14 protein-coding genes are annotated in these 17,931 nt (G+C 69.0%); 8 read left to right on the top strand and 6 right to left on the bottom strand.

What is annotated here, in order from left to right; all coding sequences use genetic code 11:
• Window positions 1–3: 3 nt before the first annotated feature.
• The 4 genes from C3E78_RS07550 to C3E78_RS07535 are packed head-to-tail and all read left to right on the top strand — an operon-like array spanning window position 4 to window position 5,112.
• Window positions 4–708, top strand: a complete 705-nt coding sequence (locus C3E78_RS07550; RefSeq protein ID WP_108577708.1) for an LppX_LprAFG lipoprotein — start codon at window positions 4–6, stop codon at window positions 706–708.
• A 7-nt stretch (window positions 709–715) separates the two neighbouring features.
• Window positions 716–2,461 carry an MFS transporter gene (locus C3E78_RS07545; RefSeq protein ID WP_108577707.1) on the top strand — a complete coding sequence of 582 codons (1,746 nt, stop codon included), beginning with the start codon at window positions 716–718 and terminating at the stop codon, window positions 2,459–2,461.
• Window positions 2,462–2,491: 30 nt separating this feature from the next.
• Window positions 2,492–2,986 (top strand): beta-class carbonic anhydrase, encoded by a 495-nt coding sequence (locus tag C3E78_RS07540; protein ID WP_108577706.1) that lies wholly within the window; start codon window positions 2,492–2,494, stop codon window positions 2,984–2,986.
• Window positions 2,986–5,112: an acyltransferase family protein gene (locus C3E78_RS07535; RefSeq protein WP_108577705.1), complete on the top strand. Its 2,127-nt coding sequence runs from the start codon at window positions 2,986–2,988 to the stop codon at window positions 5,110–5,112. Before C3E78_RS07540 ends, C3E78_RS07535 begins: the two co-directional genes overlap by 1 nt.
• A gap of 6 nt (window positions 5,113–5,118) precedes the next feature.
• Here C3E78_RS07535 and C3E78_RS07530 read toward each other — a convergent pair whose 3' ends face one another.
• Window positions 5,119–7,209: a DNA gyrase/topoisomerase IV subunit B gene (locus C3E78_RS07530; protein WP_235833714.1), complete on the bottom strand. Its 2,091-nt coding sequence runs from the start codon at window positions 7,207–7,209 to the stop codon at window positions 5,119–5,121.
• Window positions 7,210–7,343: 134 nt separating this feature from the next.
• On the opposite strand from C3E78_RS07530, the gene C3E78_RS07525 reads away from it, so the two are divergent.
• Window positions 7,344–7,610: a DUF7455 domain-containing protein gene (locus C3E78_RS07525; RefSeq protein ID WP_424922763.1), complete on the top strand. Its 267-nt coding sequence runs from the start codon at window positions 7,344–7,346 to the stop codon at window positions 7,608–7,610.
• Window positions 7,611–7,702: 92 nt separating this feature from the next.
• Here C3E78_RS07525 and C3E78_RS07520 read toward each other — a convergent pair whose 3' ends face one another.
• A complete protein-coding gene (locus C3E78_RS07520; protein ID WP_108577702.1) occupies window positions 7,703–9,277 on the bottom strand; it encodes a phospholipase D-like domain-containing protein in 1,575 nt (524 codons plus the stop codon).
• A gap of 286 nt (window positions 9,278–9,563) precedes the next feature.
• On the opposite strand from C3E78_RS07520, the gene C3E78_RS07515 reads away from it, so the two are divergent.
• From C3E78_RS07515 to fumC, 3 genes are read left to right on the top strand one after another with little or no spacing between them, the layout of a single operon-like run.
• On the top strand, window positions 9,564–10,451 hold the full coding sequence (locus C3E78_RS07515; RefSeq protein ID WP_108577701.1) for an SDR family oxidoreductase: 888 nt from the start codon (window positions 9,564–9,566) through the stop codon (window positions 10,449–10,451).
• Between the two features lie 55 nt (window positions 10,452–10,506).
• A complete protein-coding gene (locus tag C3E78_RS07510; protein ID WP_108577700.1) occupies window positions 10,507–12,156 on the top strand; it encodes an NAD-dependent malic enzyme in 1,650 nt (549 codons plus the stop codon).
• Complete coding sequence (gene fumC / locus C3E78_RS07505; RefSeq protein WP_108577699.1) at window positions 12,153–13,607, top strand: class II fumarate hydratase; 1,455 nt, start codon at window positions 12,153–12,155, stop codon at window positions 13,605–13,607. The genes C3E78_RS07510 and fumC overlap by 4 nt, the downstream gene beginning before the upstream one ends.
• Window positions 13,608–13,625: 18 nt before the next feature.
• Here the strand turns inward: fumC and C3E78_RS18245 are convergent, their stop codons facing one another.
• The 4 genes from C3E78_RS18245 to C3E78_RS07490 form a co-directional block, all read right to left on the bottom strand.
• Window positions 13,626–13,802: a hypothetical protein gene (locus C3E78_RS18245; protein WP_159085838.1), complete on the bottom strand. Its 177-nt coding sequence runs from the start codon at window positions 13,800–13,802 to the stop codon at window positions 13,626–13,628.
• 104 nt (window positions 13,803–13,906) lie between these two features.
• Window positions 13,907–15,304, bottom strand: coding sequence for an RNA polymerase sigma factor (locus C3E78_RS07500; RefSeq protein WP_268916162.1), 1,398 nt, complete (start codon window positions 15,302–15,304; stop codon window positions 13,907–13,909).
• A gap of 116 nt (window positions 15,305–15,420) precedes the next feature.
• The gene (locus C3E78_RS07495; protein WP_108577698.1) at window positions 15,421–16,899 is read right to left on the bottom strand and encodes a glutamate-cysteine ligase family protein; all 1,479 of its coding nucleotides are present in this window, start codon (window positions 16,897–16,899) and stop codon (window positions 15,421–15,423) included.
• Window positions 16,900–16,942: 43 nt separating this feature from the next.
• Entirely contained in the window at window positions 16,943–17,926 is a 984-nt protein-coding gene (locus C3E78_RS07490) for a DUF4192 domain-containing protein (RefSeq protein ID WP_108577697.1), read from the bottom strand.
• Window positions 17,927–17,931 lie beyond the last annotated feature (5 nt).

Below are 17,931 nucleotides of genomic sequence, written 5' to 3'. Positions count from 1 at the left end.
CGCGTGCGTACCCGTCACCTGCTCCCCGCCCTGCTCGCCACCGTCCTGGTCCTGACCGGCTGCTCCGGCGGGTCGGACTCCTCGGAGGCGACGGGCGGCGACGAGGCGAAGCTGCAGGAGCGTCTCGCCACGGCGAAGAAGACCCTCGACACCGCCGAGACGATCAACCTCGCCCTGTCGACCAAGCAGCTGCCCGACGGCATCACCGGCCTGCTCTCGGCCAAGGGCAAGGGCAACCACTCCCCCGCGTTCACCGGCACGGTGAACGTCGTCACGGGCGGCGCCAGCCTCGGTGCGGACGTCATCGCGGTCGACGGCAAGGTCTGGGCCAAGACCGGCTTCCTGCCCGACTTCACCGCGATCGACCCCGACGACCTGAAGGCTCCCGACCCGGCGGCCCTCGTGTCGGCCGACGCGGGCATCTCGCAGATCCTGGTCAAGACGACCAAGCTCCGCGACGGCGGCCAGTCCCGCGACGGCAAGGACGTCCTCACCACGATCAAGGGCGTCCTGCCCGGTGACGTCGTCGCGACGATCATCCCCTCCGCGTCCGCCGGCCAGACCTTCCAGGTGACCTACCGCCTCGATGACGACGACGAGCTCCGGGACGCGACGCTGAGCGGAAAGTTCTACCCAGAGGGCGGCAAGGTCACCTACACCGTCGCCGTCAGCACGTCGGACACGCCGGTCAGCATCACCAAGCCCTGACCGCCGCATGACGCAGTCCCCGGCGATCAGGCCCGCCTCGAAGGTCCTGCTGGCGCTGGCTGCCGTCGCGATCTCGTTCGCTGCCGCCGACACGTACGTCGTGGTGCTGGCCCTGCCCGACATGATGAGCTCGGCCGGCCTCAACCTCGACGACCTGCAGCGGGCGGCGCCGATCGTCTCGGGCTTCCTGCTCGGCTACGTCGGAGTGCTGCCGCTGATCGGTCGCATCTCCGACCTGCGCGGACGCGTGCCGGTCCTGCTGGGCTCGCTGGTGGTGTTCGTGGTCGGCTCGGCGGTGACCGCTGCGGCGTACGACCTGGAGACGATCGTCGCCGGACGGCTCATCCAGGGCATCGGCGGCGGTGGGCTCATCCCCCCGACGCTCGCGCTGGTGGCCGACCTGTGGCCGCCGCACCGACGGGGGCTCCCGCTCGGTGTGGTCGGCGCGGTGCAGGAGCTCGGCAGCGTCCTCGGACCGCTGTACGGCGCCGCGGTCCTGGCCTTCGGCGACTGGCGGACGATCTTCTGGCTCAACTGCGCGATCGGGCTCGTCCTCGCGGCCGCGATGGTCCCGCTCCGCGACGCCGTGCACGAGGCGACCACCGGGAAGCGCTTCGACGTGGCGGGCGCGGCCCTCGGGGTGCTCGCTCTGGCCGGCATCGCCCTGGTGATGTCGGCACCGACGCGCCTTGTGCAGGACGTGGAGATCGGTCGCGCGTTCCTCCCGGTCACCGGCGACTCCCGATGGCTCACCCCGCTCGCCCTGGCGACGTTCGTCCTGCTCGCGCTGTTCCTGCTGCGGCTCGCCACCGCACGCCAACCCCTCGTCGCGTGGCGGGGCTGGCCCGCGCTCGCCAGGGAGACGGACATCTGGGGCGCCCTGCTGCTCACGCTCGGCCTCGGTGCCGTCATCCTGACCTTCGCCTCGGCCGAGCCGGAGAAGGGCGCCGTCTCCCCCGACGCCCCGTGGCTGCTGCCGATCGCGGTCGTCGCCTTCGTGGGATTCGCGGTCCGCCAGCGTCGCGCTGCGGAGCCGCTGATCCCCCGTGGTGCCCTCGGCTCGCGGGTGGCATGGGGCGCACTGGTCGTGTCGTTCTTCGTCGGGGCCTCCCTCATCGCCGCACTGGTCGACATCCCGTTCTTCGCGCGGCTCACGGTGCACCGCGATTCCCAGCTCGATGCCGCACTGGTGCTCGTCCGCTTCCTGGTCGCCCTCCCGGTCGGCGCCCTGATCGGCGGGTGGCTGTTGCGCAGGGTCCCCGCCCACGTGCTCACCGCCGTGGCGATGCTGCTGAGTGCCCTCGCGTTCTGGCACATGACCACGTGGGACCGCACGTCTTTGGACCATCCCGTCGAGACCTGGTCGCTCGTGCTCGGCGGTCTGGGCTTCGGGCTGGCGATCGCGCCGGTCAACGCGGTCCTCCTGGCCCACACGGCGGATGCGGTCCACGGCGTCGCCTCGGCCCTGCTGATCGTCGCCCGCATGGTCGGCATGCTGCTGGGCATCTCGGCCCTCACGACGATCGGCCTGCGTGCGTTCTACGCCGCGACCGACAAGATCCCGCCGGCCGCACAGCTGTGCAACGGCGAGGCACGGCTCTGCCAGGCGTACAAGGACGCCCAGATCGACGCCGGCATCACCCAGCTGCACGCGGTGTTCTGGGGCGCGACCGTCTGCGCCGTGCTGGCCGCGGTCCTCGCCCTGGTGCTGCTGCGTCCCGTGCGCACGACATCCGCCGCGCCTGCAACCTGATCACCCACTCGCCTCGATAGTGTGGGGCTCATGCGCGATTTCGACGACCTCCTCGATGCCAACCGTTCCTACGCCGACAGCTTCGACCTCTCCGGGTTCGACGGCATCGCCCGTGCCGGAGTCGCCATGGTGACGTGCATGGACTCCCGCATCGACCCCCTCCGGATGATCGGCCTGAAGCCGGGTGACGCCAAGATCCTGCGCAACCCGGGCGGCCGCGTGACCGACCAGGCGCTCGTCGCGCTGGTGCTCGGGGTCAACCTGCTGCAGGTCGAGCGCGTCCTGGTCGTCGAGCACACGCGGTGCGCGATGGCGTCCTCGACCGAGGACGAGCTGAAGGCGCGCATCGCCGACAGCGCGGGCACCGACGCGTCCTGGATGACGCTCGGCGCCATCGTCGACCAGCGCAACACGGTGCGCGCCGACGTCATGCGCGTGCGCTCGCACCCGCTGATCAGCGACGAGGTTGCCGTCGGCGGGTTCGTGTACGACGTCGACTCCGGCCTGCTGGAGCCGGTCGCCTGATGGCGGTTGCCTCTCCCTCGGCACCTCCTGAGGCACCGACGAAGCAGGCTCCCCGGGGACTGCGTCCTGAGATCCAGGCACTGCGGGCCGGCGCGGCCCTCTTGGTGGTGCTGTACCACCTGTGGCCCGGCCGCCTCCCCGGCGGATTCATGGGCGTCGACGTCTTCTTCGTCATCTCCGGCTTCCTGATCACCTCGCACCTCGCCCGTGAAGCCGCGTCGACGGGCAGGATCCGCCTCGGCCGCTTCTGGGCCAGGCGCGCCCGCCGCCTCCTGCCGGCCGCGTACCTCGTGCTCGCGACGTCGGCGCTCGGGGTCTACCTCTGGATGCCGCTGCTCAACTGGAGCCAGAACTTCCGCGAGATCGTGGCATCGGCGCTGTACTTCCAGAACTGGCGCCTCGCGCTGGACGCGGTGGACTACCTCGCCGCCGAGAACTCGCCCAGCGTCGCGCAGCACTACTGGACACTGTCGGTCGAGGAGCAGTTCTACGTCGCGTGGCCCCTGATCGTGCTCGCATCGATCCTGCTCGCCGCACGCATGGGCACCCGTCGGCTCGGCACCGTCACCGTGGTCATCGCCGTCGCGACCGCCGCGAGCTTCGTCTACTCCCTGTGGCTGACGTACAACAACGTGTCGTTCGCGTACTTCTCGACGTTCACCCGCGCCTGGGAGTTCGGCGCCGGGGCCCTGCTCGCGCTCGTGACCCTCCGCGCCGCGCCCACCCGTCGCAAGGCCTCCACTCTCATGCCCCACCTCGGTGCACTGGTGTCGTGGGCCGGTCTCGCCGTGCTCGTGTACTGCGGCCTGCAGCTGAGCGGCGCGACCCCGTTCCCCGGCACCGCGGCACTGCTGCCGGTGCTCGCCACCGTCGCGGTCATCGCCGCCGGCATGCCCGCCTCCCCCCTGTCACCGCGCTGGATCATCGAGCGCCGCTTCGTGCAGTGGACCGGGGACATCTCGTACCCGCTCTACCTCTGGCACTGGCCGCCGATCGTCCTGCTCCCGATCATCCTCGGCCACGAGCTCGGCTTCTGGCCGCGCGTCGGCATCCTCGTGGGGAGCTTCGCCGCGGCGGCGTTCACCAAGCGTTTCGTCGAGGACCCGATCCGCAGGGGCCGCCGGCTCGGCATCCAGCGCAGCACGGTGACGTTCGCGTTCACGGCGGTCGCCGCCGCAGCACTCGTCGCCTCCTGCCTCGGCGGCGTCCAGCACGCCACCGCCGTCGCCGATCGCGCCGAGCAGTTCAAGCAGAGCGTCACCCGCGACACACCGCCCTGCTTCGGTGCGGCGTCGATGGCCCCGGGCAAGCCCTGCGACAACCCCCAGCTGGACGGCCTCCTGGTGCCCGACACCACCGCGATCCGCCGCGACGGCGCCACGTACCCGGGGTGCCAGACCTCGAGCACCGAGGTGCGCACGACCTGCTCGTTCGGCGACGGCAAGGACGACCGGCTGCCCCACGTGGTGGTCATCGGCGACTCGCACGCCCGGTCCCTCCTGCCGGCGCTGGTGCCCATGGCCGAGGAGGGCAAGCTCTTCCTCGACGTGCAGGTCAAGGCCGGCTGCAACTGGTCGAGCAACCCGCACCCCAACCCCGACCGGACGATCGCCGAGAGCTGCTACGAGTGGCGCAAGAACGTGAATGCGTACCTCACGAAGAACGCCGACGACATCGACGCGATCGTCACCGGCGCGCTCGCGCACCCGCGTCCGGCCGCCGGGCACGAGGAGCTGGTCGCCGGCTTCGTCAAGGCCTGGCGGCCCGTGGCGGAGCGCGGTGTCCCGATCGTGGCGGTCCGCGACAACACCGCACAGCCCGTCGACACCAATGACTGCCTGGCCCTGGAGAAGGAGATCACCGCCGACAGCTGTGCGCTGCCCCGTCCCAAGGCCTTCCGCGCCTACGACCCACTGGTCGGGGCCGCCCAGCAGGTCAAGGGGGCCCGGCTGTACGACTTCACGAGCTTCTACTGCGACGACCGGACGTGCCCTGCCGTGATCGGCGGCGTCAATGTCTACCGGGACCGCACGCACGTCAGCAAGACGTACATGGCCACCATGAAGCCCTACATCGAGCAGCGCCTCGACCAGGACGGTCTGCTCACCGTGCGTGGCGGGGCCTAGCGACGATCAGGCGTCGATCTTGTCGGCGTCGATCTCGTAGGCGCCCTGGACGATGAACTCCTTGCGCGGCGGGACCTCGTTGCCCATGAGGAGCTCGAACACCTCGGACGCTGCCTCGCCGTCGTCGACGGTGAGCCGGCGCAGCGTGCGGTGCCGCGGGTCCATCGTGGTCTCCGCCAGCTGGGCGGCGTCCATCTCACCCAGACCCTTGTAGCGCTGCACCGGGTCCTTCCACTTGATGCCCTTGCGCTTGAGCTCGGCCATCGTCCGCTGCAGCTCGGGGTCGGAGTACGTGTAGACGTACTTCTCCTGACCCTTCTTGGGGTTGGTGAGCTCGATCCGGTGCAGCGGCGGCACGGCCGTGTAGACCCGTCCCGCGTCGACCAGGTCGCGCATGTAGCGGAAGAACAAGGTGGCCAGCAGGCACCGGATGTGCGCGCCGTCGGAGTCGGCGTCGGCCATGAAGATGATGCGTCCGTAGCGGGCTGCGTCGACGTCGAACGTTCGGCCCGAGCCCGCGCCCACGACCTGGATGATCGACGAGCACTCGGCGTTCTTGAGCATGTCGCCGATGCTGGCCTTCTGGACGTTGAGGATCTTGCCGCGGATCGGCAGCAGCGCCTGGAACTCGGAGTCACGTGCGGACTTGGCGGTGCCGAGAGCCGAGTCGCCCTCCACGATGAACAGCTCGGAGCGCTCGACGTCGTTGCTGCGGCAGTCGGCCAGCTTGGCCGGCAGCGCACTGGACTCCAGCGCGTTCTTGCGGCGCTGGGTGTCGCGCTGCTGGCGGGCGGCCAGACGCGTGCGGGACGCGTCGACGACCTTCTGCATCACGACGCGGGCCTTGGCCTTCTCGGCGGCCTTGGAGGACGTCAGGAAGGTCTTGAGCTCGCGGCTGACGACCTGGTTGACGATCTTGGTGACGGCGGGGGTGCCGAGCACCTCCTTGGTCTGGCCCTCGAACTGCGGCTCTGCCAGCCGGACAGTCACCACGGCCGTCATGCCCTCGAGCGCGTCGTCCTTGGTGACGTCGGGGTCGCCGGACTTGAGCAGGCGCGTCGTCTTGAGGACGTCGTTGAAGGTCTTGGTGAGCGCGCGCTCGAAGCCGTTGACGTGCGTGCCGCCCTTGGGCGTCGCGATGATGTTGACGAAGGACTTGAGCTCGGTGTCGTAGCCCGTCCCCCACCGCAGCGCGACGTCGACACCGAGCGTGCGCTCGATGTCCTGCGGCGTCATGTGGCCCTTCTCGTCCAGCAGCGGGACGGTCTCGGTGAACACGTCCTCACCCTGCAGGCGCAGGACGTCCGAGACGGGCTCGTCGGGAGCCAGGAACTCACAGAACTCGCTGATGCCGCCGTCGTGGCGGAACTTCTCCTCCGTCGGCACGTCGCCGCGCTCGTCACGGATGACGAGCTCGAGGCCCGGCACGAGGAAGGAGGTCTGCCGGGCACGGGCGACCAGCTCGTCGTACGCGAACTTGGCGCCCTTGATGAAGATCTGCGGGTCGGCCCAGTAGCGGACCCGCGTGCCGGTGCGCGCCTTGGCGACCTTGCCGATCTTGCGCAGCTCGTTGGTGGGGGTGAAGTCGGCGTCGGGACCGTCGCCGGCGAACACACCGGGCACGCCACGACGGAACGACATCGCCCACGTCGCGCCGCCCTTGTCGACCTCGACGTCGAGCCGTGAGGACAACGCGTTGACGACCGAGGCGCCGACGCCGTGCAGGCCGCCGGTCGCGACGTACGAGCCGCCGCCGAACTTCCCGCCCGCGTGCAGCTTGGTGTAGACCACCTCAACGCCGGTCAGGCCGGTCTTCTTCTCGATGTCGACCGGGACGCCTCGTCCCTGGTCCTGCACCTCGACCGAGCCGTCCGCGTGCAGGGCGACCAGGATGTGCGAGCCGTGCCCGCCGAGGGCCTCGTCGACCGAGTTGTCGATGATCTCCCACAGGCAGTGCATGAGTCCGCGGGTGTCGGTCGATCCGACATACATGCCGGGGCGCTTGCGCACCGCCTCCAGTCCTTCGAGGACCAGGAGATTCCGGGCGTCGTACGTGTTGTCGATGATCAGTGCCTCTCGCGGTGACGTGTGCTCCAAGGATATCGAGCCGTACCAGCGCGAACGCGCCAGACACGCGCGCGCCGCCGCGAGCCTGCCCGAGTTTGTCCCCGTCAGGGAGTATCTATGTCATAGGTCACCAAAGCCCGCGAGGAATACGGCCCCGTGGTTGGATGTTGATCCAGTCAGATCCGCACAGGCTCAGAGAGAAGGTCACCGTGACAACACTGACAGCCCCCATGCTGAGCTCCCTCGACCGCTGCGACCGCTGTGGTGCTCAGGCCTACGTTCGCGTCACCCTTGGTGGTGGCGGCGAGCTCCTGTTCTGCGCACACCACGCTCGTCAGCACGAGGACAAGCTGCGTGAGATGTCTGCCCAGATCCACGACGAGAGCGAGCGTCTGGCATCGTCCTCGACATCGGTCGTCGACGAGGACTGAGCAACCCGCTCCCCCAGACATGACGAAGGGCCGGCCAGGAAACTGGCCGGCCCTTCGTCATGCTGTGCCAGGTGCCTCGCGGCACCGGACGATCAGTACGGGTAGTTGTGGATCTCCTTGGACTTGAGGATGGCCTTCCAGTGCTGGAGGTAGTCCTCGTAGACCGCGGGATCGGTCGTCTCGGTCGTGATCTCGTCGCTGACGACGAGGTTGGACCCCGTCAGCGCCGCGGACCCGGCCTGCACCAGCTTGGTGCGGATGCCGGAGCTCGGCCAGCGGCTGGGGCTCGTGCCGTCGATCGCGACCTCCTCGGGGTTGAGGGGGTTCTTCCTGAGCCTGGCCTCGACCATGATCGTCTTGTCGTGCGGCTTGGCCCAGGCCGCCTCGATACGACGGCTCGAGGTCTTGAAGACGTCGAGGATCGGCCGGCAGACACGGATGTGCATCTGGCAGTGAGCGATCCGGTTGACCTTGAGGTCGTCCTCGAAGAAGACGCCGGAGACCTTGCAGCCCTCGTCAGCGAGCTGGACGAGCTTCTGGGCCACCGCGATGCGGCGGTACTTGAAGCGGTTCTCCTGCAGGCGGATGCGGCACTGGTCGTCGGGCACGACCCGGTTGAGCAGGTTGAGGACGGGGTCCTTGCCGTTGGTGGGGGTCGCGCGGATGGGCGTCGCGTAGATCGTGACGTTGGCCAGGTTGGAGTAGAACATCCCCGAGACGGCGTTCGCCCGCGTGTAGCCGAACTTCTTGCGCTCGGTCTCGCTGATGCCGTAGCGCGAGCGGTGCTTCTTGATGTAGCCGAGGTAGTCGTTCTTGACGTTGCGCTCGGCGTACATGTCGTCCCACATCCGACGCGTCTGCACCCACAGCTTCTTGTCGTTGTAGACCGTCAGGCCGTTGTTGTAGGTGCGCTCGCCGCTGGGGCCGCCGAGGTTGGCCGAGCCCGACCAGATCGCGCCCTTGGCCGGCTTGTTGTCACGGGTGAAGGTGTTGCTGACCAGGAGGATCTTGGAGTGCATGATCGCGCCGTTGAGGCCCGAGAGGCAGGCCAGGCTCTTGCCCTTGCGGCAGATCTTGAAGTTCGAGTCACGCAGCGAGCTCTTCTTGAGCGCGCGCTGCAGGGCACGGGACTCCTTGGACTGCGAGGCCTTGCCGTGGATGACGCGGACCTTGACCCCGGCCTTCGCCGCGCGGATCAGCTCGCGGCCGACCCGGTGCGAGTTCTCCATGCGGGAGATCGACATGAACACCGTGTTCGCCCGACGGACCGACGCGGGGCGGGTCTTGCCGGTGCGGGGGTCCTTGTAGGAGCCGCGGATCAGGCGCTCGAGATCGTTGAGCAGCGAGAAGTCGCTGTTCGACGACTTCGAGATCGCCTTGTAGGGACGCGAGAAGTTGGTCTCGAGCGTCACCGGGTAGCTGGGGCCGAACGGGGCTGTCGCGGCGGCCCGCACGGAGGCCTTCGGCGTGGTGGACGCCGCGGGCGCCGGCGTCTTGTCCGTCACCGGTGGCTGGGTCGTCGTGCTGGTCGGCTCCGGTGTGGCCGCCGCGGTGGGTACGTCCTCCGCGTTGGAGGCGACCGCGCCGAAGCCGAGGATGAGGCTCCCGGCCAGGACACCAAATCCGGTCAGGCGCACGATGCGCCGTGGTCCGTCGATCTTCTGCACAGGTCTGCTCTCCGAGAGGCTCGTCGATGGTCGTGGCAGTCTAACGCAGATCGCGCAAGGGCCCGTGTCCCTTGGAGAATCAGGGCGTGGCGGGCTGTCACACAGGCGCCCGGAGCGCGTCGCGACGACGCGTCACGGTCCTGCAGATCTGCACGACAGGTGTGCGCAAGTGCTTGTTTCGCCACGATCGAAGCCGCCATACAGTCGATTTCAGGTCCACCGACGAGCCCCCGGCAACCCCGCCGGCGTTGCCTTCGGGGCCCGTACAGATCCGAGGAATGGTGACATGGCCAGCTCAGCAAAACTCAGGAAGGTGCTCGTCACGGGTGCAGGTACCGGCTTCGGCTACGAGGTCGCGATGCGACTCGCGGAGAAGGGCTTCGACGTCGTCGCGGCCGTCGAGGTGTACGGCCAGATGCAGACCCTCAAGCGCCAGGCCGCGGAGCGCGGCGTGACCCTCGAGGTCGAGAAGCTCGACGTCACCCATGAGGGAGACCGCCGCAAGGCCCTGCAGTGGGACATCGAGATCCTCGTCAACAACGCCGGCGTGGGCGAGGGCGGCTCCACCCTCGACATCCCCGGCGAGAACATCCGGCACCAGTTCGAGGTGAACGTGACGGGGCCGCTGCTGCTCACCCAGGGCATCGCGAAGCAGATGGTGCAGCGCGGCCAGGGCAGGATCATCTGGGTGTCGTCCCGCGAGGGCCTGAACGTCAACCCGTTCACCGGCATCTACGCCGCGTCCAAGCATGCTCTCGAGGCGATCGCCGAGAGCATGAAGGACGAGCTGCAGGAGTTCGGCATCGAGGTCGCCACCATGAACCCCGGCCCGTTCCTCACCGGTTTCAACGATCGGATCTTCCAGACCTGGGAGAGCTGGGAGGACGACCCGTCGCAACGGCTGTTCGACTACGCCAAGCTGGCCTTCCCCCGCGCCCAGTTCAACCCTGAGCCCGTCTACGCCACGCTCACCGCGCTGGCCGCAGGAGAGGTCGACACGTATCGCAACCTCGAGCCAAAGTCGATGATCGAGGAGACGAAGAAGCTCATCGAGGCGCCGTGGGACAAGAAGACCACGGACGGCCTCGGCGAGCGCAACGCCGGCATCCAGCAGGCGTTCGACATGATGCCGGAGCAGCTGCGCGACGACCAGGACCCGATCCCCGCTCCTTAGGAGCCGTGAGGTCGCCTCTCCTGGCGGCCGGGGAGCACACCCGAAGGATGAGCCCATGGACTCAGCAGAACGAACCCTGCGAGACCCGTCCACCAATCGCGGCACCGCGTTCACCCCCGCCGAGCGCCGCAGGCTCGGGCTGGTCGGCCGGCTGCCGTCGGCGGAGGAGACCCTCGACCAGCAGGCCGACCGCACGTACGCGCAGCTGCAACGCGAGCCGACGGACCTCGCGCGGTACCGATACCTGAGCAACCTCCACAACCGCAACGAGGTCCTCTTCTACCGCGTCCTGGCGGACCACCTGTCAGAGCTGCTCCCGATCGTCTACGACCCCACCATCGGCGACGCGATCCAGCAGTGGTCCCACGACTACCAGCAGTCGCGGGCGGTCTATCTGTCCATCGACTCCCCCGACGACGTCGCCGGTGCGCTGAAGAGCCTCGAGCTGGGACCCGAGGACGTGGACCTCATCGTCGCCTCCGACGCGGAGGAGATCCTCGGCATCGGGGACTGGGGCGTCAACGGCACGGACATCGCCGTGGGAAAGCTCGCCATCTACACCGCGGCTGCCGGTATCGACCCGCGCCGCGTCGTCGCGGTCAACCTGGACGTCGGGACCGACAACGAGTACCTCCTCAACGACCCCATGTATCTCGGCAACCGGCACGCCCGGGTCCGGGGCGAGCGCTACGACGCCTTCATCGACACGTACCTCGCCGCGGCCGCGGAGCTGTTCCCTCTGGCGCTGCTGCACTTCGAGGACTTCGGACCCTCGAACGCCCGCCGGATCCTGGTCGACCACGCCGACACGTACAGGATCTTCAACGACGACATGCAGGGCACCGGGGCGATCGTCATGGCAGCTGTCATCTCCGGCCTGAAGGTCACCGGCGAGTCGTTCGCCGACCAGCGACTCGTCGTGTTCGGCGCCGGGACGGCCGGGACCGGCATGGCGGACCAGATCTCGGCCGCCATGCGACGAGACGGCCTCACTGCCGAGGAGGCCAGGAGCCGGGTCTGGCTGATCGACCGCCACGGTCTGGTCACGGACGACATGCAGGACCTCCCGGACTACCAACGCGCCTACGCGCGCCCGGCTGCAGAGGTCCCTGACTGGGGAGCGGCACCCATCGATCTCCTGACGGTCGTCAAGCACGTCAAGCCGACCATCCTCATCGGCACGTCGACCGCCCACGGTGCGTTCACCCGTGACGTCGTCGAGGCCTTGATCGACGGCGTCGACCGACCCATCCTCCTTCCGCTGTCCAACCCCACCAGCCGCATCGAGGTGATGCCGTCGGACGCCATCCCCTGGTCGAGGGGCAGGGCCCTCGTCGCGACCGGCATCCCCGTCGGACCCGTGGACTACGACGGCGTGTCCTACCGCATCGGACAGGGCAACAACGCATTGCTCTACCCGGGCCTGGGGCTGGGAACCCTCGTCTCGGGCGCGACCCACGTGACCGACGGGATGCTGCTGGCTGCTGCGGAGGCGGTCGCCGGCCAGGTCGACGTGTCCGAGCGCGGCGCGTCCCTCCTGCCGGACGTCGCGAACCTGAGGGCCTCGTCCGCCACGGTCGCCGTGGCCGTCGCCGAGGCGGCCGCGAGGGACGGCGTCGCGACGCAGACGCACGACGATCTCGTCCAGGCGGTGCTCGATGCCATGTGGCAGCCCGTCTACCCCGAGCAGGAGGGCGCCGAATGAGCGCGAAGAAGCCGCCCGCCGTGCACGACGTGCCGATCGGCATCGACGCGGACGGCACCCGCAGCGAGTTCGACAGCATGGGCAGCGTCGACGTACCCGCCGACAGGTACTGGGGTGCGCAGACCCAGCGGTCGCTGCAGCACTTCTCGATCGGCGGCGACCGGATGCCGAAGGACGTCTACCACGCGTACGGCTACGTCAAGAAAGCGGCGGCGCTGGTCAACAACGCCGCCGGCCGGCTGCCCGACTGGAAGCGGGACGCCATCGTCCGCGCCGCCGACGAGGCCATCGACGGCCGGCTCGACGAGCACTTCCCCCTGTTCGTGTGGCAGACCGGCTCCGGCACGCAGAGCAACATGAACGTCAACGAGGTCCTCGCCAACCGGGCCATCCAGCTGGTGGGCGGAACCCTGGGCTCCCAGGAACCCGTCGGGCCGAACGACGACGTCAACATGGGGCAGTCGAGCAACGACACCTTCCCCACCGCGATGCACATCGCTGCCCTGTCGCTCATCGACGACCACGTGCTGCCGGAGCTGCGCGCCCTGCACGCCAGCATCACCCGCAAGTCCGACGGCTGGATGGACGTCGTCAAGATCGGCAGGACGCACCTCGAGGACGCCGTCCCGCTCAGTGTCGGGCAGGAGTGGTCCGGGTGGGCCGCCCAGCTCGAGACGTGCGTCAGCGACATCGAGCACGCGAGGGACGCGCTGCTCGAGCTGTCCATCGGCGGCACCGCGGTCGGCACGGGCCTGAACGCGCCACCGGGATTCAGCGTCGACGTCGCACGGCAGATCGCAGAGCTCACCGGGAAACCGTTCACCACAGCACCCAACAAGTTCGCCGCGCAGGGCTCCCTCGACGCCATGGTGCGCGCCCACGCCGCGCTCCGCTCGCTGGCGGTCGCGCTCATGAAGATCGCCAACGACACCCGGTGGCTGGCGTCCGGACCACGTACCGGCCTCGCCGAGCTGCTGCTGCCGCAGAACGAGCCCGGGTCGTCGATCATGCCTGGAAAGGTCAACCCCACCCAGTGCGAGGCGATCGTGATGATCGCCATCCAGGTCCTCGGGAACGACTCGGGGGTGGCCTTCGCGGGCTCGCAGGGCAACTTCGAGCTGAACGCGATGCGCCCGATCATCATCAACTCGTTCCTGCACTCCGCGCGCATCCTCGCCGACGGCATGGAGAGGTTCCGGCTGTACTCCGTCGACGGCACCGACCTCAACCGCGACGCCATCTCCGACTACGTGGATCGCAGCCTGATGCTCGTCACCGCGCTGAGCCCCACCATCGGCTACCAGAACGCGGCGAGGATCGCCGAGGACGCGCTGGCGAACGGGCAGACCCTGCGGGAGGCCGCCGTGGCATCCGGTCACGTGTCCGAGGACGATTTCGACAAGATCGTCAAGCCCGAGACGATGATCGGATCCGGGGTAGCGGGGGCGTGACCCCCGAGCGATCGCGCGTCAGGGTGCGTCGCGTCGCCTGCGCGCGGTCAGCACGACCCAGGCACCGATCGCGACCCACGCCGCGAGGATCGCGAAGGGGACCCAGGACCGCGATCCGGTCGCGATGTCCAGCACCTGCAGCACGACGCCGATCGCAGCGGCACCCAGCAGCAGACGGTCAGAGATGGTGAGCACGCGCTCAGACTATCCATCGCGCCCGGACGCGGTGCTCGCGACATGGCACGAGCCCGGCCCCTGCTGCTCTCGCAGCGAGGACCGGGCTCCTGTGGGACCGGGTCTCAGTCCAGGTAGTCGCGCAGCACCTGTGAACGGGACGGGTGGCGCAGCTTGCTCATCGTCTTGGACTCGATCTGACGGATGCGCTCGCGCGTCACGCCGTAGACCTTGCCGATCTCGTCGAGCGTCTTGGGCTGGCCGTCGGTCAGGCCAAAACGCATCGAGACGACGCCGGACTCACGCTCGGAGAGCGTGTCCAGCACGGCGTGCAGCTGCTCCTGCAGGAGCGTGAACGACACCGCGTCGGCCGGGACGATGGCCTCGGAGTCCTCGATGAGGTCGCCGAACTCCGAGTCGCCGTCCTCGCCCAGGGGCGTGTGGAGGCTGATCGGCTCACGGCCGTACTTCTGGACCTCGACGACCTTCTCGGGCGTCATGTCCAGCTCGATCGCGAGCTCCTCGGGCGTGGGCTCACGGCCCAGGTCCTGCAGCATCTGGCGCTGGACGCGCGCGAGCTTGTTGATGACCTCGACCATGTGGACCGGGATGCGGATCGTACGGGCCTGGTCGGCCATCGCGCGGGTGATCGCCTGACGGATCCACCACGTCGCGTACGTCGAGAACTTGAAGCCCTTGGTGTAGTCGAACTTCTCGACCGCGCGGATCAGGCCCAGGTTGCCCTCCTGGATCAGGTCCAGGAAGAGCATGCCGCGACCGGTGTAGCGCTTGGCCAGGGAGACCACGAGGCGCAGGTTGGCCTCGAGCAGGTGGTTCTTGGCGCGGCGACCGTCGACGACGATCCACTCGAGCTCTTCGCGGGTCTTCTCCGACAGGCGGCCGCCCTTGGCGAGCTTCTCCTCGCTGAACAGGCCGGCCTCGATGCGCTTGGCCAGCTCGACCTCCTGACCGGCGGTCAGCAGCGAGACCTTGCCGATCTGCTTGAGGTAGTCCTTGACCGGGTCGGCGGTCGCGCCGGCGACCATGACCTGCTGGACCGGCTCGTCGGACTCGTCGGCCGCGGACAGCGTGTAGGAGGACTTCTCGTCCTCCTTCAGCGTCGGGTCCGTCGCGAGGTCCTTCTCGAACTCCTCGTCGGGGATGTCCGGCAGGATCTTCTTGCCCTGGGCGTCGACCTGGACGGTGCCGTCGACGACGGGGGTCTCGAGCGCCTCGGCAAGGTCCACAGCCGCGGGGACCGTGCCCTCCTCAGCAGCTTTGGCGCCCTTGGCGGGCGCCTTCTTGGCCGGAGCCTTCTTGGCTGCGGTCTTCTTGGCGGGGCTCGTTGAAGTCTTCGTCACGGTCGTTTCTGTTTTCGCAGGGGATGTGGTCTTCTTGGCAGCGGTCTTCTGGGCCGGAGCCGGACTCTTCTCGGTCGCCGGACCAGGTTCGTCCTCGGAGGCTCCCGGAAGGAGCTTCTTGACGACGCCGAGACGAGATCCAGAAGCGGGATTCACCGGCACGTCAACCTCACAAACGGTAGATGGGCGCAACAAAGAGGCCTGTGGTCAACCTCTGGATCCAGTGTGACATGGGCCGCCAAGGGTTTCCATCTCAGGGTCTTCTCAGGCGCGGCGTGTCAGGCGTGGGTCGGCCAGAGGTGGACCGGCTGCCCCTCGTGCATGTGGTGCTCGTACGCCAGGGTCGTGGCCCGCATCGCCGCGGCCCGATCGGGGCCGCTGCGGGTCTGGTGGCGGAACTCGTCGATCAGCCAGGTCGAGCCGTTGCGGCCGGTGATGCACCGCTGCTCGATGACCCCGAGCAGCCGGTCCCCCACCGCGGCGTCGACCCCCATCTGCTCGAGCCCGGCGTGGGCGAGCGGCAGGAGCTGGCGCAGGACGAGCTCGCGCACGGCGACGGTCCCGACCCCCGGCCAGTAGACGTCCGCGTCGATGCCGGCCCGGGCCGCCTGGTGGAAGTTGTCCTCGGCGGCACGGAAGGACAGCTGGGACCACACCGGGCGCTCGCTCGTGCCGAGGACGGTGACGAGCCCGTAGAAGAGTGCAGCGTTGGCCATCGTGTCGACGACGGTCGGCCCGGCGGGCAGCAACCGGTTCTCGATGCGCAGGTGCGGGCGACCGTTGGCGACGTCGTAGATGGGCCTGTTCCACCGGTAGACCGTGCCGTTGTGCAGCCGGAGCTCAGAGAGGGTGGGCACCCGCCCGGCCTCGAGCTCCTCGAGCGGGTCCTCCTCGTCGACGATCGGCAGCAGGGACGGGAAGTAGCGGACGTTCTCCTCGAACAGGTCGAACACCGAGGTGATCCAGCGCTCACCGAAGAACACCCGGGGGCGGACGCCCTGGGTCTTGAGCTCCTCGCTGCGCGTGTCGGTGGCCTGCTCGAACAGCGCGATGCGGGTCTCGTGCCACAGCTGCTGGCCGAGCAGGAACGGCGAGTTCGCACCGACGGCGACCTGCACCCCGGCGATGGCCTGGGCGGCGTTCCACATCGGCGCGAAGTCGTCCGGCTCGACCTGGAGGTGCAGCTGGGTGCTCGTGCACGCCGCCTCGGGGATGATCGTGTCGGCGGTCGTGGCCAGCCGGTCGACGCCGTCGATGACGATCTCGATGTCCTCGCCCCTCGCGGACAGGATCTGGTCCGACAGCAGGTGGTAGCGGGGGTTGGCCGAGATGGCCTCGCGGCTCAGGTGGCCCTCCTGCAGGGTCGGCAGGATGCCGATCATCATGAGGTTGGTGTCGACCGTCGCCGCCTTGGCCTGCGCGGCGTTGAGGTCGTCCCGCAGCGTGGACTCCAGCTCGTCGAGGCCCGCCCCGTCGATGCGGGTGGGTGCCACGTTGATCTCGACGTTGAACAGGCCGAGCTCGGTCTGGAAGTCCGGGTCCGCGATTGCGGCGAGGGCGTCGTGGTTGCGCAGTGTCGGGTCGCCCGCGGCGTCGATCAGGTTGAACTCGATCTCGATCCCCACGTGCGGGTGCTCGAAGGAGAAGTCCCGCTCCCCCAGCATCCTGGCGAACACGTCGAGGCACCGGCGGACCTTGGCGCGGTAGAGCGTACGGTCCTCGCGGCTGAACTCGCGTGCCTCGACATCCTGTCCCATGCCGACAGCGTAGAGCGATCGGACGCCGACGGCCCGCTGTCGATCACGATGCCGCGGGCAGACCCTCCCAGCTCTCCGGCGAGATGCCGCGCTCCAGGATCTCGAGGATCAGCCCGGCCATCGAGTAGCAGGGCTCGACCTCCAGGGCCCGCTCGACCGCGATGAGGGCCTGGGCCCCGTCGCCGGTGAGCCACGCCGCGAACGCCGCGAGGCTCAGCACCGCGGGCTCGAACGGAGGCACCACTCTCGACGACACCACGGTGAGGGCCGCGAGCATCTCCTCGGCGTTGGCGCGGGTCATCAGCCCCCAGACCTCGTCGCGGACCGAGACGGTGGACACCCACGCGGCGAGCCGCAGCAGGTCGGCGTCCGAGACCTGCTCCCTGGCGCGGACCTGGTCGAGGATCGGTGCGACGACCGCCATGCCGGTCGCAGCGAGCTCGCCGGGGGCGGTGCGGGCGACCTCGGGGACGACCTCGTCGAGAACCGTCGCCGCCGCGTGCTCGAGCCAGCGTCGTCGCACCCCCGTCACCGGCTTGAACCGGTCGACCAGCGCCTGACGGCTCGGCAGGATCTGCTGGCCGGCCGCGATGGCCTGCACGACCGACAGGTGGTGGTCCGACGTCTCGTACGGCAGGCCCACGGGCGGGAACCCCGGCTCGTCGGTCCAGTACCGCTCGCCGTCGGCCCGGGCCCGCACGATCAGCTCGATGCCGGGCGTCTGCTCGAGCCGGTCATGGATCGCGTCGAGGACCAGCAGCGCAGCCTCCTGGTGCTCGGTGAGGGCGATGACGATCGCCCCCTCGGCACCGTGATTGGTGAGGTGGGCCACCACCTTCCGGGCGACCGCAGCGGCCTTCTCGGCCGGCGGCACGTCCATCCGGAGGCGGAAGCCGAACCGTCTGCGCGGTCCGGTGGTGGCCACCGCGACGAGCGACTCCTCGACGCGGAAGCCGAACAGCGTCGGCACGGCGTTGATGAGATCGGGGACGTCGTGGGCCGTGAACAAAGGAGGAGAGGAGGTCATGTCCC

This window comes from Aeromicrobium chenweiae (genome assembly GCF_003065605.1).
In the GTDB taxonomy this organism is placed as follows: Bacteria; Actinomycetota; Actinomycetes; order Propionibacteriales; family Nocardioidaceae; genus Aeromicrobium; species Aeromicrobium chenweiae.
The sequence above is the reverse complement of the archived record's forward strand: the minus strand, read 5'-3'. Positions and strand labels throughout refer to the sequence as shown.